The following is an 18,238-nucleotide window of genomic DNA, read 5'->3' as shown; positions in this document are numbered from 1 at the left end:
CGCCAAGCGCGTGCAGATGGATGCCGAGCGGGCGGTGCAGGAAATCCAGTCTCTCCTGGGGGTGCGCACCGGGCGGGTCGCGATCGCGGCATCCGCGGGTGTGGCAAACGAATTCCTGCCGCCCTTGATTGTCGAATTCCGGCGCAGCTTCCCGGGGTCAGCTTTCGCGTGGACGTGCAGGACCCGGCCCAGATCTCCGAGAGCCTGCGCGGCGTGGACGTCGACATCGGCATTCAGTTTGCCCGCCTGCCCGAACGCGACATCAAGATCCAGTACCGCCGGCCCTCCACGGTGCTCGCGCTCATGAACCCCACGCACCCGCTCGCGCAGGCCAGGACGCTCACGCTGGCACAGCTGCAGGCCTTTCCTCTGGCGCTGCCCACCGAATCCACCACCATCCGCCAGGCCATCGATGTGGCCTGCGCTCGGCAGGAGCTGCTGCTCGACCCGGTGCTAGTGAGCAACAACATGCCCACGCTGCACAGCTTTGTGGTGCATGAGGGCGGCATTTCCGTGTCGAGCGAAATCTCGGTGCGTCATCTGGTCGATGCGGGCCTCATCGTCGCCATTCCGGTCCGGGATCACGGCCTGAATCTGCGCGATGTGGAAGTGCAGACGCTGGTGGGGCGATCGCTGCCGCCGGCCGTGCAGCGGTTTCTCGATCATCTGATCCGGGCGCTGACCGAACAGCTGCCTTGATCCGCCGCGCCAGGCATCGCGGCTAGCCTGCGCGTTCTCCTTGCCGTTTCGGCAAGGCTTTCTTGACGAATTTCCAATGGCGACGCGGTGGCGAGCGTCATACCATCTTGCCGTCCAATCCAGGGGAAGGTCATGCCCGTTCACACATCCCGGCTTCGTGCCATCGCATTTGGTGTCGCGCTGGCGGCCACGAGCCTCGGTGCCAGCGCGCAGACCTGGCCCGCCAAGCCCGTCACGCTCGTCCTGCCGTTCCCGGCGGGCGGCGCCACCGACGCCGTCGCTCGCACGCTCGCGTCCACCCTCTCGCAGAAGATCGGGCAGTCCGTCCTGGTTGACAACAAGCCCGGCGCCGGCGGCGCCATCGGTTCGCGCGACGTGCAACGCGCCGCGCCCGACGGTCACACGCTGCTGCTTGCCACCAGCAGCACGCACGCGGTGTCGCCCAATCTGATCGATCTGCCCTACAACGTCGCCACGGATTTCACGCCGATTGCGCAGATCGCGACGGCAGCGAGCGTGGTGCTCGTGACGCCCTCGCTGCCCGTGCAGAACATCGAGGAGCTGATCGACTATGCCAAGGCGCATCCACGCGAGCTCAATTTCGCCAGCAGTGGGCTGGGTACCGTGGTGCACCTGTCCACCGAGGCGTTCAACGCCCAGGCGGGCGTGCAGATGACTCACTGCCCTACAAGGGCACGGGTCAGGCGATCGCCGATCTCGTCTCGGGCAGCGTCCAGGTGTTGTTCGACGCGATCCCCACCGGCATGCCGCAGGTGCAGGGCGGCCGACTGCGCGCCTTGGCCGTGACCGGCACCGAGCGCTCGCCGCTCGCGCCCGAGGTTCCCACGGTGGCGGAATCCGGCCTGCCGGGCTATTCGTCCGTGACCTGGTTCGGCATCTATGGTCCCAAGGACATGCCCGAATCGCTCGTGAGCCAGATCCACGACGCCTTCGACGAGGTGCTGCGCGCGCCTGCGGTCATCTCCAGCTTCGACAAGCTCGGCGTGGATCCCACGCCGGGCGTCACCACGACCGAATTCGCCGACATGGCCGCCAAGGACCGCGATCGCTGGGGCCAGCTGATCCGCGAGCGCAACATCACTGTGAACTGAGGCCGCCATGCAACGATCTGACGTGAACTGGACGCAACCGTACGCGTCCCAACGCTCGCCCGTGCTGGGCCAGAATGTGGTGAGCACCTCCCAGCCGCTGGCCGCCCAGGCCGGGCTGCGCATGCTGCTGGCCGGCGGCAATGCCGTGGATGCCGCCATTGCTGCTGCCATGACGCTCACCGTTGTCGAGCCCACGGGCTGCGGCATCGGCAGCGATGCCTTTGCCATCGTGTGGGATGGCGCCGAGCTGCACGGGCTGAACGCCTCCGGCCGGTCGCCAGCGGCTTGGTCCGCAGACCGCTTCCAGGGCCGCGAGGCCATGCCCGACAAGGGATGGGAGGCCGTTACCGTGCCAGGTGCGGTGTCTGCCTGGGCGGAGCTCTCGCGCAAGTTTGGGAAGCTGCCGTTCGAGACGGTGGCGGCCCCGGCGATCCACTATGCGCGTCACGGCTTTGCCGTGTCGCCCGTGATCGCGACGCTGTGGCACCTGGGCGGCCAGCGCCTGGGCGATCAGCCGGGCTTTGCCGAGTGTTTCCTGCGCGAGGGCAGGGCGCCTGCGGCGGGCGAGATCTTCCGCAGCGAAGCGCATGCGCGCACGCTCGAGGACATCGCTGCCACGCATGGCGAATCCTTCTACCGCGGCGCGCTGGCCGAGAAGATCGTGGCCTTCGCCAGGCAGCATGACGCGGCGCTGTCCCTGTCGGACATGGGCGAGCATCGGGCCGACTGGTGCAAAACGCTATCCCAGCCATTTGCAGACGCCGTCGTTCACGAACTCCCGCCCAACGGACAGGGCATCGCCTGCCTGATGGCGCTAGGCATACTCAAGGCCCTGGGCGTGGGCAAGGCGCCCATCGACCATCCCGACACGGTGCATTTGTCCATCGAAGCCATGAAGCTCGCGTTGGCGGATCTGGAGCGCTACAACGCCGATCCGCAGTGCATGACGCTGGCCCCCGAAGCCTTGCTCGACCCGGCCTACCTGGCCGAGCGCGCGGCCTTGATCGACCTTGAGCGTGCCGGCGACCCCGGCGCGGGCAAACCCAAGGCTGGTGGCACCGTCTATGTATCCGCCGCTGATGCCTCCGGCATGATGGTGTCCTTCATCCAGTCCAACTACATGGGCTTCGGCTCAGGCGTGGTCGTGCCGGACACCGGTATCAGCCTGCAGAACCGGGGCCACGGGTTCACGCTGGATGCCGCGCACCCCAACGGCGTCGCCGGCGGCAAGCGGCCCTCGCACACCATCATCCCGGCGTTCGCGATGAATGCCGACGGCACGCCGCGCATGTCCTTCGGTGTCATGGGCGGGCCCATGCAATCTCAGGGCCATACCCAGATGGCGTTGCGGGTGTTGCTGTATGGCCAGAACCCGCAGGCGGCCGCCGATGCGCCGCGCTGGCGGGTGACGGGTGGGCGCGGCGTGGCGGTGGAGCCGAGCTTCGACAGCGCGGTCGTCGAGGCGCTGCGCACTCGGGGGCACGAGGTGGTCGTCGAACCCGGCGCAGGGGTATTCGCTTTCGGGGGCGCCCAACTGATTCTGCGCAATGGCGACACGTATGTCGCTGGTTCCGATCCGCGCAAGGATGGACAGGCAGTGGGCTACTGAGTGAAGACCCCCGCCAGGTGGCGGGCGTCTCGAGCGTCAACGTGGCTTGCGTGCGCCGTGGGCGCTAGCGGCTGACGCAAAGGTCTTTCGCATCACATCCAAGGTTTGTTCGGGTTCGGATCATGGCACATGAACGACATCATGGTGAAGGTTTGCCGGCACGTTTCGAGACGCTCGTAATAGGCCCGGCGCTCCCACTCCATGATGTCGGCGTCGCTCATGCCCCCACTCACCTCGTCGAGGTGATCGTCCGGCAGGGCGCGATAGAGCGGCTCTTCCCGCCATACCACGCCGCGCTCGGCAGCAAGCCGACGCATCCGCTCGCGCGCCTCGTCCTCATCCTGAATCGCAGCGATCTGTTTGGCCAGGTCGGGTTCTGCCGAAAGAATGTCGGCCAGGGCGTTCATCGTGTCATTGGAGAGCATGGCATGTTCTCGGTGGGGGCGTTTGTCGGGTAGGTGTCCCGAGGTCGAGACACATGTCATGGGCGGAGCCCGGCGCAACCTTTTTTCTGTTGCTTGCCTAGACGATCTCTGCGCTAGGAAGCGCTGACAGCACCTCGTGCCGGTGACATGTCAGAAGTTGAAGTTGAAGTTGCACTGATCGATGAAGGCCTTGGTTGCCGCGGCCAACCGCGTTTGCGCGTCAATGGCGCTGTTCAGCGGGCCGCCGATCAGATCACCCATGGGCAGCCCGCGAAATTGGTCCGGCATCGAGATGAAGCCGCCCGAGATCGCATCCAGCTGTGATTCGTCCAAGGGCGAGGTGCCATCAGAGGCTGCGGCCTGCCACTCTGCGCTCGTGCGGATAGCATCTGCGAGTCGCGCCGCGGCCTGCTCCGGTGAGCTGGCGCTGGCAAGGTGGGCACGAAGGGCCGGGTTGCTGTCGATCACGGCTTGCAGGGCGGTGACGGTGTCGGAAGAAAGCTGCATGGTTCGTCGATCTCAGTGAGGAAGGTCAAGGGAGCATTCAGCGACGAATCGTCAGCCGCGCCAGCCCAGCCTGTTGATCGCCTCCTCCCCCACGGTGCAAATGCCCGGGAAAAGGTAGAACACCTTCTGGCACTCGGCGATCTGCGTCGCCCTCATCTGACGCTTGGCTTCCCTTTCCGCCTCGCTCGAGGCGCCGCTCACACCCTGCAGCTGCTCATCCGACAACGCGTGGCGCAGTGGCTCCTCCGCCCACGTGATGCCTAGTACGGCGGCCATGCGCATCAGCAGCTCGCGCGCTTCATATTGATCCTTGATGGCCGCGACCTGTTTGGCCAGGTCCGGTTCTGCCGCGACCATATCGGCCAAGGCGTTCATCGTGTCATTGGAGAGCATGCGGTGTCTCGGTGGGGTGAGGGCAGATCGCAATGTATCCGTAAGCGATGGGGTTGGCTATAGCTCGGATGTGCCGTCGACGCCTATCCTGCGCCCGCCTTGCCTCGTGATGCCGGGGGCGGCAGTGCCGCGCACTCAGCGTACACGGCGTGGGTAGAATGGCCCCTCTTCGAGGAGATCCGTGTTGACCAAGAATCTCAACAAAGCCCCGCCGAAAGTGCCGCCGATCTGGGCGATGCTTGCCTTCCTGGCCGGCGCCCTTTGCTCGTTCGTCGCCGCAGTCCTGGTATTCGCGTTCAATGGTGACGTGGCCGTCGTGTTTGCAGTGATCGCATTCGTTTTGTATGTTGCGGGCGCGATTGGGTATGCACGTGCGCCGCGCCGCGCGCCTGCCGCTCGAGAGCAAGAGTGAGGTCGCTCGTTGATCGCATGACGGTCGGGTGGAATGACACAGACACGACCGGATGCCGACTCAGGCCTTGCGCTCAGCCCGTCGATCAACGCAGAGCATGGCGCTGCTGGATCAACGCGTTGAGCTCACTCGTCAATATCGAGATCCGCTCCTCGAGATTCGCAAATCGCTGGGCGTTTGCTTCCTGAGTGCCCGACATCCCGCCAGCGACATCAAGCTGGTCATCATCGAGCATTCCGTTGATGGCATCGGCTGGCATGATGGGCTCCTGGACGAATGGCTCTTGCCGCAACTCAGATGATGGACTGCAGCGCCGGGAGGGCGTTCTTTGCGATGTTGGCCGAGATCTCGACCGTGTTGTGCAAAAAATCGCTGAACGAGCCGCCGGCCATTGAGTCCAGTTGCGCATCGGACAGCGTTTCGGCAGCGGTGGTGACGACTTGCTTGGCATCGTTGATCATGGCGGTCATTTGTTGCTCCTTCGTTGTGTGGCTCGTTGTCTGAGCCGATGGGTGCACTGGATGCCTGCTCGTTGGAGCTGCCTATGGCTCTGGTGTGCCACGCCAAATCACCGCAAACGTCGCAGCGACCATGACCGCTCGATTGTCTGCATCTGAGCGTTTCTTCGCGCCTTGTCCTCGACCCAGCACGGTTCGGCGCGCATCCCGCGGACGCCGCCCACGGGGTTGGTAACGCTCGCCGTCAGTCCGGCGCGTCTTCCTTGGGAGCAGACTCCGCCACCAGCCGATCGGCCGGGTAGGGCAGCAGGAACTCCCGAGTCCGCTCCACCGGCGCCGTCAGCCAGTCCTCGTAGGCGCCATCCGGCAGGATCACGACCATGCGCTTTTCCTTGTCGGCTTGGTGGTAGTGCTTGAACAGCGGATGCTCGTCGGCGTTGATCGTGAGCATGGTGTAGCTCTCGACGATCTCGCCGGCGGCGTTGCGGTACCGATCCCAGAGCCCAGCCACGCCCAGGGGCGCGCCATCCTCGCGAGTGAACCGCGTTGGAATGGCCGTCCCGGTGCGCCAGTCCGGCTCGTAGATCGCCTCGGCGGGGATGATGCACCGCTGGCCGCGCGACCACGCGCCGCGGTAGGTGTAGGAGCTGGCGGCCGTCTCGCTGCGTGCGTTGAATGTGCTCAGCTTCTCCGCCTTGGCGATACCGTCGCCTTTGGCCGTCCATGGCACCAGGCCCCAGCGGCCCGCTACTGCCTCGCGCTCTGGCACCGCCTCATCGCCCGACTCGTGCTCGGGCGGGCGACGCACGAACAGCCCCACACGTCGCGGCCATAGATCGGACGGGCCGTAGCTCGGCATCCCGAGCGCGCCGAAGTACTTGGCGACCCGGGCGGCTTCTTTTGCGGCTTGGTAGTGGCTGCACATGGCTTTCTCGGGCTCAAGGTGAGACCGATAGATTCTCACGCATACCGCTCGAAAAGTCCTGTGCGAACAGTTGCCGGAAATGCCAATGGGGAACGCCGTGGGGAGTGCCTGGAGATCACGATATGTCAATCGTGATTAAGCCATTGATTTCATGATGGTGCCCGGGGCCGGAATCGAACCGGCACGCCTTGCGGCGGGGGATTTTGAGTCCCCTGCGTCTACCAATTTCACCACCCGGGCATGGGCGCGGCACTGTGAGGTGCGCAGTGGGCTGCGAGAGGTGCAGCCCTGGAAAGGTCAATGAGTATACCCGGTTTCTGGCAGCCTGGGGCTAATCCCGCTTATGCAACACCGGCGGGATCGGGAACCAGGAGAAGCCGCCTGCCACGTTCTTGAGTTCGTTCTCGTCAACGGCGGGTGCCGGCTGGGGCGCCTTGGGCGTATTGCATTACCATGCGTCAGAAGGTGCCCTCGGCGGCACCGTCACACTCTCTCCTGACGGAGCGTCCATGCGCATCGGCCTTGTGCTGTTCCCTCAACTCACGCAGCTGGACTTGACCGGCCCGGCGGAGGTCTTTGCCCGGACGCCGGGTGCGCAGGTGGATTTTCTCTGGAAGGACCTGGATCCGGTCGCGTCCGATCGTGGGCTCAAGCTCGTGCCGACGATGACGTTCGATCAGTGTCCGCAGCTCGACCTGGTGTGCGTGCCGGGTGGGCCGGGGCAGGTGGCCTTGATGGATGACGACGAGGTCTTGCGGTTCCTGGTGGACCAGGCGCCGGGCTGTCAGCTCGTCACCTCGGTGTGCACGGGCTCGCTCGTGCTGGGCGCGGCAGGTCTTCTGACGGGCTATCGCGCCACGAGTCACTGGGCGTCCGTCGATCAGCTGGCATTGCTCGGTGCCATCCCGGTCAACGAACGTGTGGTGCAGGATCGGAATCGGATCACGGGCGCGGGCATCACCTCCGGCATCGACTTTGCCCTGACGGTGGTGGCCGAGCTGGCGGGCGCTGCCACCGCGCAGGCGATCCAATTGCAGATGGAGTACGACCCCGCGCCGCCGTATGACGCGGGCTCGCCCAAGTCCGCACCGGCCGACGTGGTCGATGCGGTGCGCGGCAGCATGCAGGCATTCATTGATCGGCGGCGTGAAGCCACGTTGCGCGCCGCGGCCCGGCTGTCTTCTCTCTGAAGGGGTTCCCGTCATGACGCAAGATCGCATCACCGTAGAGACGCGTGTGCACGCGCCCATCGCCACAGTATGGCGGGCCTACACGTCCCCGGACGACATTCGCCAGTGGAACTTCGCCTCGCCGGACTGGCATTGTCCGGCGGCCCAGGTGGATCTGCGCGAGGGCGGTGCATTTTCCTCGCGCATGGAAGCCAAGGACGGCAGCATGGGGTTCGACTTCGCGGGCACGTATACGAAGGTGGTGCAGAACGAGCGGCTGGAGTATGCCTTCGGAGATCGTCAGGCCGTCGTCGAGTTTCACGAGGACGGCGATGCCGTGCGGGTCCGGGTCACGTTCGATCCGGACGGCGAGTATCCGCGCGACATGCAGGCGTCGGGTTGGCAAGCCATCCTCGAGAACTTCGCGCGGCACGCCGAAGACCAGTAGGCGAGGGCAAGGCGCGCTGGCTCAGTAGGGGTGGTATTTGATGCGCAGCCCCTTGGGCTTGATGGCGTCGACGAAGTCATCGAGCCAGCCTGCGCCACACACCGCGTCGAGCTGGGCGTCGGTCAACGCCTCGTCCTGGGCTGGGGCTTCGAGGGTGAGGGTAGATCCAGTCATGGTGGACTCCGGAGGTAGTGGCTCGGGCTTGTCTGAGCCGGTGACTGCACTGTAGGCCTCTGGCAGACACGGCGCCATGGCTCTGACGTGCCATGTCGTCTGCCAGACGTCGCGCTGGCGTGCGGCTCATTCGGGTGCAGCGTCTCGTCGAAGGTGTTGCACGCCACACACCACCATCCACGGAAAGGCCACCAGCAGGCATAGCCACTGCATCAGCGTGAAAAGGCCCCAGGTCCACGGCACGAGCCAGTCCTGGCTGGCGAAGGCGCGTGCATAGCTCGGGTGCATGGGATGCACGTAGGCGGTGACCGCCGTGCCCTCGAGCGTGGCGAGCAGAGTCTCGCGGCGTTCCCGGGTGGGAAACCAGCGAAAGTCCATCGCGTCGGTGTGGCCGCGATACGGCACGCCGTCCACCGTGTACCGGACTACGCACTCGATCTGGTGCGTGCCTTTGCGCTGGCCGACGTAGCGTGACTGACAGTCTGTCAGCGTGGCGGGCGTCGGTTGCATGCCGCCCATGCCGATCATGATGGCGGCATTGCCGACGCGGTTGGAAATGCCGTAGGCACAAGCGTACAGCGTGACGCCGGCAAAGACGCAGAGCAGGATGCCCCTGGCGTGTGGGCGTGGCCGTCGCCGACCAGGGATCGGCACCAGCCTGTCCGTGGCGGGGTCCAGTACGTAGTCGCTGCGCCGGTGCATGGGCCGGTCAGCGCTGGACCAGACAACCACCGCGAGCAGGGCAAGCCAGGCGAGGCTCAGGCTTAGCCACAACGGTGGCACGCTCACCCATCGGGTGTCCGGCCATGTGGGGCGATCCGCAAAGCGCGGGTTGACGCGCAGCGTGTGTGTGCCGATGACCGACTCGCGTGCGAGGGTGCGCTCGAGCCCTGCGAGCGTCGCCCACGGGTTGTCGCTGTACCAGACGACGACGTCGGCCTCACGCGCCTTCCCTTCCCACGCATAGGCAAACCGGCAAGACACGGCATCGCGCCGACGCTGGCCTTCGCGCACCAGCGAGCATCCCAGGCTTTGCGCAGCGACCGCGTGGGTTTCTCCATCCAGTTTGGCAACGACCTGCAGGAACCGTGGAGACACGAAGATCGCAATGAGCAGCGCGACCCCAAGAATCGGGATGACCACGGCAAAGAGCACGCCGAAGAACCGCCTGATGAGACGCACGTTGTGCTCTATGTCGCTGCCACTAGCCCATTGGCGAGCACAGCTCGACCAAGGTGCCATCCGGGCATCGCACGTAGACGATGGTGTAGCCGAATCGCATGGCGGATCTTCCTGCAGGCAGGCCGCTCAGGCGGCCGGGTTGAAGAGGCGGGCCTCGTGGATCGTCACGGTCTCCCAGACGCGGTTGACGATGTACGGGTCGTCCTTGAGCCAGGCGTCGAAGCTTTCCCGCGTGGGAAAGTCGAAATGCGCGTTCGAGCCGATCATCTTGCCCTTGGCATCCAGGATGGCGCCGCCGCCCAGAAAGCCACCGGTGGCAGCGAGATCACGCACGCGGGCAAGATGGGCCTCGCGGCTGGCGAGGCGTCGCTCCAGGGCGCCGTCGTCGGTGAAATCGGTGGCCGAAAGGACGAACTGCATGGGTTTCTCCTTAAAGAGATCGCCCGCGCGCGGGGCGGGCCTGGCGCAAGCATAGCAGCGGGCCCTGCAGGGCAGGTGTGTCCAATGCCGCTCAGGCCACGACTATCCCCTGCGAATTCCTGGTGTCACGCGAGCGGCAGCTCACTGGGTGTGGGTCTCGTGCGGGATGCCGCGCGTGGGGTGCAGGAGCTTGTCGAGGAAGTCGTCGAGGCAGCTGCCGCCCGCGACGGCGTCCAGTTGCTCGTCGTCGAGCGTGTCGAGGGATTCGACGGTCGGGGTCTGAGGGTTGTTCATGCTGCGCTCCTGGGTGGGTGATTCGCCGTTGGCGAATTCATGGGTGCACTGTAGGCCTGGCCGTGACGCGCGACTATGGCTCACACGAGCTAGGCGGCCTGCCTGGGCGGCGGCGGCCTTCGCCCAAACCGCGTACTATCCCAAGCTCACGGGGAGAAAGTGATGCGGTTGCGGGTGTCGTTGGTGGCGGCCTGTCTGTTGAGCCCACAGTTGGCGTGGGCACAGGCGTGGATGCTGGTGACCGAGTGCGATCTGTTGTCGCGCATGGCGCCAGTCACGATGCAGATGCGTCAGGAAGGCTATCCGATGCAGAGCATGCTCGACGAGCTGTATGCGCGGGCCAACGACATGGGGGCGGACGCCGTCATCGCCCTGGACGGCCTGGTGCGCGAGGCCTATCGGGTGCCGCGGCACACGGATCCCGAGCAGATGATGCACGCGATCAGCCACTTTTCGGCCACGATCGCAGTTCAATGCGAACGCCTGCGCGCCGAACGGTCCTGATCTTGCTGCGTCGCCACCTCCTCTGGCTGCCTCAAGGCGGCCTGCCGATGCCGACGCCATCCTGGCGGCATCATCAACTCCGCAGGGCTTTCGTAGTATGAATGTCAGATCATTTCGGGTTGGCAGCGTGCTGCTCATGGCTGTCCTGGCGGCCGCGTGTTCTTCGTCCAAGCCCGACCCTGCCGAATCTCCTGTTGCTGCGACGCCCGATTGCCGCACGGTCTCGCGCTGCATGTACGAAGGCGCCTACGAGCCGGGCGAGCGCGAGTTTGCCGAGCGCGAGGCCGAGCGGCTGAACCAGGACGCCACGCGCAAACTGCGCCGCTGGCGGTGAGCGGGGACGATCTCGCGCTGCCCTACGATCAGCGCAAGGTGAACGTGTCGCAGATGCTGCAGGACGAAGCGCAAAAGGTCTGGCAGGAGTATCGTGCGTTGCCTCAGCGCACGCGATACTGATCCACGCGCCTTCGATCCAGGAGTTGTCCATGAAGATGTCCCCGTTCGCCTTCGGTACCACCGATTGGCAGGCGATCGAGCCCACCGAGCATGCCGGCGAGACCGGCGTCGCCTATTGGCGCACCCGCACCTTTGGCGACGCACAGAACCCGATCCGCGTGCGGATGGTGGAGTACAGCGCGGGCTATCTCGCAGACCACTGGTGCCACAAGGGTCACATCCTCTTCTGCCTCGAAGGCGAGCTTCACACCACGCTCGAAGACGGCCGCAGCTTCACGCTCACGCCGGGCATGAGCTACCAGGTGGGGGACGATGCCGAGGCGCATCAATCCCACACCACCACGGGCGCGCGGCTCTTCGTGGTGGATTGAGCGGGCAGGGCGCGACTCGCCTACAATCGGGCGGCCCGTCGCGCCTGCATCACGCGGCGGGCCTGTGTGTCTCGATGTCCCGCGCATGACCCGTCCGAAGAAACCCGCCAGCCGTCCCGCTCGTTCCTCCTCCAAGCGCAAGTCCCGCAAGGCGCCAGCCGGCGGCAAGGTGCGCACGTTCAAGGCCTTCCTCGCTGCCGCCGTCACTGCGTTCGGTGCGGCCAGCTGCGCGCTCAATCCGCAGTGGCGTGACGAGTTCTCGCTCGAGCCGTTGCTCGCGCAGTTGGGCCTGTCAGGCGAAGCCGCACCGCCCACGGCGGTGGTCTCGCAGGGCTATGCGCATACGCAGTTCTCCGAGTGCCGCAGTTCTTCCCGCGCGGCGGCTGCCGGCGGTGCCTGCCTCGCCCACACTGCGTGAGCTGTGCTTCAGCGCATTTGCGATCCTGCACAACGGGCAGACGCGCACGCCTGTGTTCGTGGCTGAGCGCCTGAACCGGCAGTGGCTGGAACGGGCCAAGGGCGTGCAGCGCACGGATCGCTTCTACGCAGAAGCGCGGCTGCCCAGCGCGGAGCGTGCTGATCTGGATGACTACCGCGGCTCGGGCTACTCGCGGGGCCACATGGCGCCGGCGGGGAACATGGGCTCGGTCGACGCCATGGCGCAAAGCTTCTCGCTGGCGAACATGGTGCCGCAGGACCAGCGTCAGAACGCGGGCCCATGGAGCCGAATCGAGGAAGACACGCGCCGGTACGTCATGCGCGCTGCGGGTGACGTCTTTGTCTTCACCGGCCCGGTGTACCAGGGCGGCGCGCCCGCGGTCATCGGCAAGAGCCGTGTGGCTGTACCCACGCACCTCTACAAGGTGGTCTACGATCCCAACGCCGGTCGCGCGTGGGTGCACTGGCAGGCCAACGATCCGAAGGCCCAGGTGGGCGCGCCCATCGCCTACGAAGAATTCGTGCGGCGCACCGGTCTTCACCTGTTGCCGCCCAACGTCTCCTAGCCCCGACCTCGTCGTCTACAGCAGACCGAGATCGTCCGGGGCGGGGCAGGGATTCTTGCCCTTTGCCTCGTACGTGATCTGCACGATGCCCAGGTTAATGGCCTGGGTCCAGCGGGCGTGCGTGGTATCGTCAATGGCCCAGGCCGCTTGGTCATGGCGAGCGCAAGCGGGCGCGGGGTCGCCATGGCGCGTCACAAACAGCTTGCGCAGCGCAGGGGCGGCGAACATGTCGGCACTGCCCACCACGAGGTGCAGAACCGGGGACGCATTCGCATCTGCATCACTGCACGACGGTATTTCCAGCGCCAGATGATCGACCCCGGGCAAGCCCTTCGGGCGCTCCACTTCCAGGGCCTCGGGGCAGGACGCGTCGCCGTGGCGGTGCACCTCGCCAAACCGGGCTAACCACGCGGTGAGGGCCGGCGTGTCCGACCATGGCAGCGGATGGCTCTGCAGCGTATCCAGCAAGGCCACTACGGGCGCAGGGTCGAAGGGCTCGCCCAGGCCTTCGACATGCACCGCGCAGTTCACGTCGGGGGCATCGGCGTCCAGCAGGGTCAGCGACACGGGGCTGTCTGCCACGACCGATTCGTGCCAGATGAGGGTCTGGCCGGGCGCCAAGGCCCAGTGGGCTTGTAGCGCATCGCTGCACGCGGGATCGGGCGCGCCTACCGCAGCTTGCAGGTGCGCGCGAAACTGCACTGCCGCATCGGCATTGGCGAACTGCACGGCGATCTGGGCGTTGGCGACATTTCCGGCGGCATTGTTACGAGGCTGCACTTGCAGGTCGACGATACCTGGCAAGCTGCCATCTCTCACGGGCCGCCAATGACGTGAGCGGGCTTGCGGGTTGGTGTCGAGAGCGGCATCCACGTTGCGCACGAGATCGATGAGTCGTGACGATTCGCTGAGCTCGAAGGCCGGGAACTGAGACAGTGACAGGGTCTGCGCGGTGGCGCTGGTGGCAAATGCCAGGCCGAGGGCAAAAATGCCGCGCCGAGCATAACGACGTAACGGGGTACTCATACGGACAGACCTCGTGAAACGGGGCCGCATTGTCCGTGGAATGCGGCGGGACGGCAAGTGAGCCGTCCCGCCGTCCGACATCACTCAGAGACGGGAACGGTGCTGACCGACTCCGGCTGCACGCCGCCTGCGCGCAGGCGCGCATCCACTTCTGTGACGTTTCCGGTGTTGTTCACGTCTTCCGGCAGGTTCAACGCGGCCGCCAGCTCGCGCTTGGCTTCGAGCGGATCGTCGACCGCGCCGTCGACGAGGGCGACGCCCGTGCCGCCATCGGTCTTGGTGTAGCTGATCTGGGTCTTCATGGCAGTCTCCGATAAAGGTGTCAGGCATGTGCCTGTCGTACCCCTAGCAGGATCGATGCCGTCGAGTCGCAGATGACGGGATGCCGACGTCATAAGCCCGCGTCAGCGCACGGCGCGCGGCTTGGCGGCCAGCATGGCGTGATCCGCCTCGGCGAGCACCGCAGCGAAGTCTGCGTGGCGGGCGGGGTCGTACGCGGCAAACCCTGCACTGGCCACGAGCGGGTAGGGCAGGTGCTCTCGCTGCACGGCATCGGCCAGGGCACCGGCAAGACGCTCGCGGATGTGATCACCCTGGCTGGCATCGGCCAATGGCAGCACGGCCACGAACTCGTCGCCTGCGAGACGGGCGACGATGTCGTCCTCTCGAAACGACCGGCGCAGTGCCGTCGCAAAGAGGCGCAGCGCGCGATCACCCTCGGCGTGGCCATGCTCATCGTTGATGCGCTTGAAGCGATCGAGATCGAAGTACATGAGCCCCACGGGCTGGCCGCCGCGCTGGCATGCCTGGAGCACGCGAGGCGCAAGCTGCTCGAATCCGCGCCGGTTCATGAGGCCCGTCAGCGGATCCTCGGCGGCGATCTGTGCCGACACCAGATCCTGCGACACCATCTGGGCGAGGTCGCGCAGCAACGCGCGTTCGTCCTGGTCCAGTCGCCGTGCCTGCCTGTCGAGAATGCACAAGGTGCCAAGCTTCACATGGTCGGGCGTCTGCAGGGGGCAGCCTGCATAGAAGCGGATGTGCGGCTCGCCCGTGACGAGCGGATTGTCATGAAAGCGCCGATCCTGGCTCGCATCGGGCACCACCATGACTTCATCCTGCAGGATGGCGTGCGCGCAGAAGGAAACGTCGCGCGGTGTCTGCGTCACCGGCAGGCCAACCCGGGACTTGAACCATTGCCGTTCGCGGTCCACCAGCGTGATGAGCGCGATCGGGACATCGAAGACCCGGCGTGCAAGTCGCGTCACATGGTCGAAGCGGGCTTGGGGCGGGGTGTCGAGCACGTCGAGCGCGTGCAGGACGGCGAGGCGTTCCGGGTCGTTCTGAGGAATCGGGGCAGCGATCACAGGCGAGAGGCGGCGTGGCGGATGTTGTCCTGCGGCAGGAACGCCGGCAGGAACCGTGGGCACGATCAAGCGAATGGTGTTCCTTGATCGTAACGACATTCACCCGGCGGCGGGTGTCGATTTGCTTCTGGACTGCCCGCCGCATGCGCTTACGGACGCGTCAGGGTGTAGCTGAAGGTGAGGCGTGTGCCCGCAGGCGCGCCGCCCTGTTCCGTGACGAGCAAGATCTCCTTGTTAAGCTGCAGTCGGGTGGCCGATCCCGTCCCTGAAAACAGGAACTGCTTGTCATCGTCATCCCCCGTGCCCCGGATCTGTCCGTTTGGCTGCACCTGCACGTCGATCACGTCGTCGAGCGTGTGCCAGCCGCCGTCCTCATACGTGCCGAAGAGGATGAGCTCGCTGCTCGCCCCGGCATCGCTCTCGTCGGCCCGCATCACCATCTGGACGACGTCGGTCTGGTTCGGCTCCGGGGTGAATGCAATGCTGCCGTGAGTGGTCTTGGTGTGGGTGCGTCCATCGGGCAGCACGACGCCCAGGGTCACATCGCCTTGATAAGGCGCGCCGGCCATGAATGGCTGGGTCGCGGCCAGCGTGTTCAGGGGCAGGCAGAGGGCCACGGCGGCGAGGTGAGAAGCGACGGCAACGCGACGTGAGCGAAGAGACGGGAGGAGCAGGCGCATCGGGGCGTAGGCAAGAGTCGGGAGGCGGCCAGCGTAGCGGAGCAGGCTTCGCGAGCCCGCAGCACTGTGTAACGGCCGTTGACGGGCGTTCTCGATACACGGGGCTGAACGCCATGGCGTCTCGCCTGCAGGCACCGTGGCGCAGCGCGTCGTTGTTTCAATGGCTTACCTCTCGCCGTTGCAGAGCGCGCGAGGTCCGCGGAATCATGGATCCCTGTCCCCACCCAATCCACCGAGGTAGCACCATGCTCGACAGCGAAGAGCGCGACGTCATCTGGCACGCCGTCTGGTCCGGGTTCCATGACGATGAGGACATCGCCGATCTGATCGATGACCTGCTGATCGATGAGCCCACGCTGGACGCTGAGGCCCTGTGGGCCTTCGCCCGATCTGAGCAGCAGCGCAAGATCGCGGCCGCCGCTTCCTGGCCGGCGCATACCGACTGCGACCGGCTGGACGCCGCGTTCGATGCGCTGAGAGGTGCGCGCGTGCTCGGGCTGCACAATGCGGGCTACACGCGTTCTGATGGCCATGTGGAGGCCGCCGAGGCGCTGGCCGCATTGCCCGAGGGCGCCGTCGATGGCTACTGCTTCTATCATGGCCAGGATGTGGAGCGTGTCCTGGCCGACAGGGTGCTGCTGATCGCGTTCGACCATGTCGAGGGTGATGATGCAGATCGCACGGGCGTCGCCCAGCGCGTCATCACAGCACTGCAGGACGCGGGTCTGAAGCCTGAATGGACGGGCGACGTGAACCGCTGCATCGAGATTCCCGACTTCGACTGGAAGCGGCGCTGACCGTGCAGGGCGGCCCGGTGTGCCAATCGCGGGCCCTGCCTGGCGCAGCGCCTGCCGGCACTGCGGCGGCCGTGCACGGTCGCCAGATTGGTCGTTGCGAACAGCGTCAGGGACAGGTGCCACGCGGCGGCAGGCCGGTGCTTCGGCTCGGCACCACGTTCATGCCTTGTCGACGGCAATCCTCGCCGGCAGACGACAGCGACGACGCCGGGCGTGTCAACGCGTACTCGGCGGTGATCTCAGTACCCACCGGCAGGCCACCCTCGGCTCGGGCCAGTGCGGTGTGAGTCTGCAGATGCAGCGTCGTCTCATGCACCACACCGGCGAACGCCAGCGTGCGCTGCAACGCCGGATCCGTTCCGCCGCCTGTGATCCGTCCGTCAGGGTTGACGGCCAGCGTGACGGGGCCCGCGGCACTGCGCCAGCCCGATCCGGTGATGTTGCCCTCGAAGACCAGGTGCACACGGGTGTTGGTGCGGGGCTCGTCTGCCTGCAGCACGAAGCGGGCGCTGCCCGCATCGGCGAGCCAGCGCGCGGAGCCCGTGCCATGCACCGTGCGTGCTGTCCTGCCCGGCGCGGTGAAGTGCAGCGTCACCGGGCCTTCGAAGGAGCGCCCATCTGCCCAGGCAGGCGCCTGTGCGTGAGCGGCAACTGCCGACAGCATCAGGCACAGCACGGCCGCACCTCGGATGGCGGCATGGCTTGGAAGAGACGTTCGCGGGCTGGGCATGGCGCGACGATCGGGAAAGGAACGATAGCTTACAATTTTCCGACCTCCGTGTTGTCGTCACCTGTCCGGATCCGGCGGCACGCGCCCGGAGCATTGCTCCCTTTACCGTCGCAGCACGCTGCGAATCTTGCTGCCGTCGATGTCCTCCCCCCGCTCCCAGCCCTCATACACCTCAACCCCAGCCGGGGCGATCCGCCGCGAGCCGCTCTGGCTCTACATGATGCTTGCGCCGCTCTTCTGGGCGGGCAATTCCGTGCTCGGGCGCGCCGTGGTGGGCGACGGGGCGGTGCCACCCATCGGGCTGGCGTTCTGGCGCTGGGTGCTGGGGGCGCTGGTGCTGTTGCCGCTCGCGTGGCCGCATCTGCGCCGCGATTGGCGCGCACTGGCGGCGCGGCCCTGGGACATGCTGGTGCTCTCCGGGCTAGGCATCGCGGCCTTCAACACCTTGCTGTACTTGGGCTTGCAGACCACGACGGCGCTCAATGGCGTGATGATCCAGTCTGCCATCCCGGTGATGGTGGCGGGGCTGGGCGTGGCGGTGTTCGGCGACCGCATCCGTGCGGCGCAGTGGGTGGGCATCGGGATCTCGCTTGCGGGCGCTGCGGTGCTCATCGGGCGCGGAGATGTCCAGACATTTTCCCGGCTCGCGTTCAATGCCGGCGATCTGTACGTGCTGGCTGCAGCGGTGGCCTATGCAGGCTACACATTGATGCTGCGGCGCCGGCCCGACGCGCATCCCCTGAGCTTCGTCTTCGCCACCTTCGTGATCGGGGCCACGATGCTGTTGCCGTTCTATCTGGCCGAGACGTTCGGCGGGCGGCCGATGCCGTTGTCCGGGGCGGCGCTGGGCGCGGTGGGCTACGCCGCGGTCTGCGCCTCGGTGCTGGCGTATCTGTGCTTCAACCGGGCCGTGGCGCTGGCGGGATCGAGTGTGGCGGGTCTGTGCATCCACCTGGTGCCGGTGTTCGGCAGCCTGCTCGCGATCGGATTGCTGGGCGAACGCGCCCAGCTCTATCACGCGGTGGGCATCGGCCTCATCGCGGTGGGCATCGTGCTGGCCTCGCGGCGCGCCTGAT

General features: G+C 66.2%; 28 protein-coding genes, 1 tRNA gene and 1 pseudogene. 14 read left to right on the top strand and 16 right to left on the bottom strand.

Going from position 1 to position 18,238, the window contains the following annotated elements:
• Positions 1 to 168 precede the first annotated feature (168 nt).
• From IMZ29_RS23200 to IMZ29_RS04270, 3 genes and pseudogenes are all read left to right on the top strand, one after another.
• The gene (locus IMZ29_RS23200) at positions 169 to 699 is read left to right on the top strand and encodes a LysR substrate-binding domain-containing protein (RefSeq protein WP_371820110.1); all 531 of its coding nucleotides are present in this window, start codon (positions 169 to 171) and stop codon (positions 697 to 699) included.
• Positions 700 to 831: 132 nt separating this feature from the next.
• Positions 832 to 1,811 (top strand): annotated as a pseudogene (locus tag IMZ29_RS04275) (Bug family tripartite tricarboxylate transporter substrate binding protein).
• A gap of 7 nt (positions 1,812 to 1,818) precedes the next feature.
• Positions 1,819 to 3,420, top strand: coding sequence for a gamma-glutamyltransferase family protein (locus IMZ29_RS04270; protein ID WP_216180975.1), 1,602 nt, complete (start codon positions 1,819 to 1,821; stop codon positions 3,418 to 3,420).
• Positions 3,421 to 3,512: 92 nt separating this feature from the next.
• Here the strand turns inward: IMZ29_RS04270 and IMZ29_RS04265 are convergent, their stop codons facing one another.
• From IMZ29_RS04265 to IMZ29_RS04255, 3 genes are all read right to left on the bottom strand, one after another.
• Positions 3,513 to 3,845, bottom strand: a complete 333-nt coding sequence (locus IMZ29_RS04265) for a hypothetical protein (RefSeq protein WP_216180973.1) — start codon at positions 3,843 to 3,845, stop codon at positions 3,513 to 3,515.
• 150 nt (positions 3,846 to 3,995) lie between these two features.
• Entirely contained in the window at positions 3,996 to 4,352 is a 357-nt protein-coding gene (locus IMZ29_RS22575; protein ID WP_253206803.1) for a DUF2589 domain-containing protein, read from the bottom strand.
• Between the two features lie 51 nt (positions 4,353 to 4,403).
• Positions 4,404 to 4,745, bottom strand: coding sequence for a hypothetical protein (locus tag IMZ29_RS04255; RefSeq protein WP_216180971.1), 342 nt, complete (start codon positions 4,743 to 4,745; stop codon positions 4,404 to 4,406).
• Between the two features lie 184 nt (positions 4,746 to 4,929).
• Here IMZ29_RS04255 and IMZ29_RS04250 point away from each other — a divergent pair, with 184 nt between their 5' ends.
• Positions 4,930 to 5,157: a hypothetical protein gene (locus tag IMZ29_RS04250; protein ID WP_216180969.1), complete on the top strand. Its 228-nt coding sequence runs from the start codon at positions 4,930 to 4,932 to the stop codon at positions 5,155 to 5,157.
• Positions 5,158 to 5,242: 85 nt separating this feature from the next.
• Here the strand turns inward: IMZ29_RS04250 and IMZ29_RS04245 are convergent, their stop codons facing one another.
• The 4 genes from IMZ29_RS04245 to IMZ29_RS04230 form a co-directional block, all read right to left on the bottom strand.
• The gene (locus IMZ29_RS04245) at positions 5,243 to 5,416 is read right to left on the bottom strand and encodes a hypothetical protein (RefSeq protein ID WP_216180967.1); all 174 of its coding nucleotides are present in this window, start codon (positions 5,414 to 5,416) and stop codon (positions 5,243 to 5,245) included.
• A gap of 34 nt (positions 5,417 to 5,450) precedes the next feature.
• Positions 5,451 to 5,627 (bottom strand): hypothetical protein, encoded by a 177-nt coding sequence (locus IMZ29_RS04240; RefSeq protein ID WP_216180965.1) that lies wholly within the window; start codon positions 5,625 to 5,627, stop codon positions 5,451 to 5,453.
• Positions 5,628 to 5,859: 232 nt separating this feature from the next.
• On the bottom strand, positions 5,860 to 6,540 hold the full coding sequence (locus tag IMZ29_RS04235; RefSeq protein WP_216180963.1) for an SOS response-associated peptidase: 681 nt from the start codon (positions 6,538 to 6,540) through the stop codon (positions 5,860 to 5,862).
• Positions 6,541 to 6,695: 155 nt separating this feature from the next.
• A tRNA-Leu gene (locus tag IMZ29_RS04230) sits at positions 6,696 to 6,780 on the bottom strand.
• A 269-nt stretch (positions 6,781 to 7,049) separates the two neighbouring features.
• On the opposite strand from IMZ29_RS04230, the gene IMZ29_RS04225 reads away from it, so the two are divergent.
• Both IMZ29_RS04225 and IMZ29_RS04220 read left to right on the top strand, forming a co-directional pair.
• On the top strand, positions 7,050 to 7,730 hold the full coding sequence (locus tag IMZ29_RS04225; RefSeq protein WP_216180960.1) for a DJ-1/PfpI family protein: 681 nt from the start codon (positions 7,050 to 7,052) through the stop codon (positions 7,728 to 7,730).
• Between the two features lie 13 nt (positions 7,731 to 7,743).
• Positions 7,744 to 8,157 carry an SRPBCC family protein gene (locus IMZ29_RS04220; RefSeq protein ID WP_216180955.1) on the top strand — a complete coding sequence of 138 codons (414 nt, stop codon included), beginning with the start codon at positions 7,744 to 7,746 and terminating at the stop codon, positions 8,155 to 8,157.
• Positions 8,158 to 8,178: 21 nt separating this feature from the next.
• Here the strand turns inward: IMZ29_RS04220 and IMZ29_RS04215 are convergent, their stop codons facing one another.
• From IMZ29_RS04215 to IMZ29_RS04200, 4 genes are all read right to left on the bottom strand, one after another.
• The gene (locus IMZ29_RS04215) at positions 8,179 to 8,331 is read right to left on the bottom strand and encodes a hypothetical protein (protein ID WP_216180950.1); all 153 of its coding nucleotides are present in this window, start codon (positions 8,329 to 8,331) and stop codon (positions 8,179 to 8,181) included.
• A 126-nt stretch (positions 8,332 to 8,457) separates the two neighbouring features.
• Entirely contained in the window at positions 8,458 to 9,513 is a 1,056-nt protein-coding gene (locus tag IMZ29_RS23195) for a DUF3592 domain-containing protein (protein WP_216180945.1), read from the bottom strand.
• A 126-nt stretch (positions 9,514 to 9,639) separates the two neighbouring features.
• Positions 9,640 to 9,933: a YciI family protein gene (locus IMZ29_RS04205; protein WP_216180940.1), complete on the bottom strand. Its 294-nt coding sequence runs from the start codon at positions 9,931 to 9,933 to the stop codon at positions 9,640 to 9,642.
• 141 nt (positions 9,934 to 10,074) lie between these two features.
• Positions 10,075 to 10,227 (bottom strand): hypothetical protein, encoded by a 153-nt coding sequence (locus tag IMZ29_RS04200; RefSeq protein WP_216180938.1) that lies wholly within the window; start codon positions 10,225 to 10,227, stop codon positions 10,075 to 10,077.
• Positions 10,228 to 10,389: 162 nt separating this feature from the next.
• On the opposite strand from IMZ29_RS04200, the gene IMZ29_RS04195 reads away from it, so the two are divergent.
• The 6 genes from IMZ29_RS04195 (at position 10,390) to IMZ29_RS04180 (ending at position 12,562) form a co-directional block, all read left to right on the top strand.
• The gene (locus IMZ29_RS04195) at positions 10,390 to 10,731 is read left to right on the top strand and encodes a hypothetical protein (RefSeq protein WP_216180935.1); all 342 of its coding nucleotides are present in this window, start codon (positions 10,390 to 10,392) and stop codon (positions 10,729 to 10,731) included.
• Positions 10,732 to 10,828: 97 nt separating this feature from the next.
• Positions 10,829 to 11,065 (top strand): hypothetical protein, encoded by a 237-nt coding sequence (locus IMZ29_RS04190; protein WP_216180932.1) that lies wholly within the window; start codon positions 10,829 to 10,831, stop codon positions 11,063 to 11,065.
• A complete protein-coding gene (locus IMZ29_RS23045) occupies positions 11,062 to 11,187 on the top strand; it encodes a hypothetical protein (RefSeq protein WP_256445150.1) in 126 nt (41 codons plus the stop codon). The genes IMZ29_RS04190 and IMZ29_RS23045 overlap by 4 nt, the downstream gene beginning before the upstream one ends.
• Before the next feature lie 29 nt (positions 11,188 to 11,216).
• Positions 11,217 to 11,558: a DHCW motif cupin fold protein gene (locus tag IMZ29_RS04185; RefSeq protein ID WP_216180928.1), complete on the top strand. Its 342-nt coding sequence runs from the start codon at positions 11,217 to 11,219 to the stop codon at positions 11,556 to 11,558.
• Positions 11,559 to 11,643: 85 nt separating this feature from the next.
• Entirely contained in the window at positions 11,644 to 11,976 is a 333-nt protein-coding gene (locus IMZ29_RS23190; RefSeq protein ID WP_371820108.1) for a hypothetical protein, read from the top strand.
• A complete protein-coding gene (locus IMZ29_RS04180; protein ID WP_371820107.1) occupies positions 11,951 to 12,562 on the top strand; it encodes a DNA/RNA non-specific endonuclease in 612 nt (203 codons plus the stop codon). Before IMZ29_RS23190 ends, IMZ29_RS04180 begins: the two co-directional genes overlap by 26 nt.
• Positions 12,563 to 12,577: 15 nt before the next feature.
• On the opposite strand, the gene IMZ29_RS04175 is transcribed toward IMZ29_RS04180, so the two are convergent.
• The 4 genes from IMZ29_RS04175 to IMZ29_RS04160 form a co-directional block, all read right to left on the bottom strand.
• Positions 12,578 to 13,588: a hypothetical protein gene (locus IMZ29_RS04175; RefSeq protein ID WP_216180926.1), complete on the bottom strand. Its 1,011-nt coding sequence runs from the start codon at positions 13,586 to 13,588 to the stop codon at positions 12,578 to 12,580.
• Between the two features lie 80 nt (positions 13,589 to 13,668).
• Positions 13,669 to 13,890, bottom strand: coding sequence for a hypothetical protein (locus tag IMZ29_RS04170; RefSeq protein WP_216180923.1), 222 nt, complete (start codon positions 13,888 to 13,890; stop codon positions 13,669 to 13,671).
• A gap of 102 nt (positions 13,891 to 13,992) precedes the next feature.
• Positions 13,993 to 14,955, bottom strand: a complete 963-nt coding sequence (locus tag IMZ29_RS04165; RefSeq protein WP_216180919.1) for a GGDEF domain-containing protein — start codon at positions 14,953 to 14,955, stop codon at positions 13,993 to 13,995.
• Between the two features lie 149 nt (positions 14,956 to 15,104).
• The gene (locus IMZ29_RS04160; RefSeq protein ID WP_216180918.1) at positions 15,105 to 15,572 is read right to left on the bottom strand and encodes a hypothetical protein; all 468 of its coding nucleotides are present in this window, start codon (positions 15,570 to 15,572) and stop codon (positions 15,105 to 15,107) included.
• A gap of 308 nt (positions 15,573 to 15,880) precedes the next feature.
• Here IMZ29_RS04160 and IMZ29_RS04155 point away from each other — a divergent pair, with 308 nt between their 5' ends.
• Entirely contained in the window at positions 15,881 to 16,432 is a 552-nt protein-coding gene (locus IMZ29_RS04155) for a DUF6891 domain-containing protein (protein ID WP_216180915.1), read from the top strand.
• A gap of 106 nt (positions 16,433 to 16,538) precedes the next feature.
• Here the strand turns inward: IMZ29_RS04155 and IMZ29_RS04150 are convergent, their stop codons facing one another.
• Positions 16,539 to 17,162: a hypothetical protein gene (locus IMZ29_RS04150; RefSeq protein WP_216180911.1), complete on the bottom strand. Its 624-nt coding sequence runs from the start codon at positions 17,160 to 17,162 to the stop codon at positions 16,539 to 16,541.
• A gap of 139 nt (positions 17,163 to 17,301) precedes the next feature.
• Between IMZ29_RS04150 and IMZ29_RS04145 the strand changes: the two genes are divergently transcribed.
• A complete protein-coding gene (locus IMZ29_RS04145; RefSeq protein ID WP_216180909.1) occupies positions 17,302 to 18,237 on the top strand; it encodes a DMT family transporter in 936 nt (311 codons plus the stop codon).
• Position 18,238 lies beyond the last annotated feature (1 nt).

The organism is Verticiella alkaliphila (assembly GCF_018904615.1).
GTDB lineage: Bacteria > Pseudomonadota > Gammaproteobacteria > Burkholderiales > Burkholderiaceae_B > Verticiella > Verticiella alkaliphila.
The sequence above is the reverse complement of the archived record's forward strand: the minus strand, read 5'-3'. Positions and strand labels throughout refer to the sequence as shown.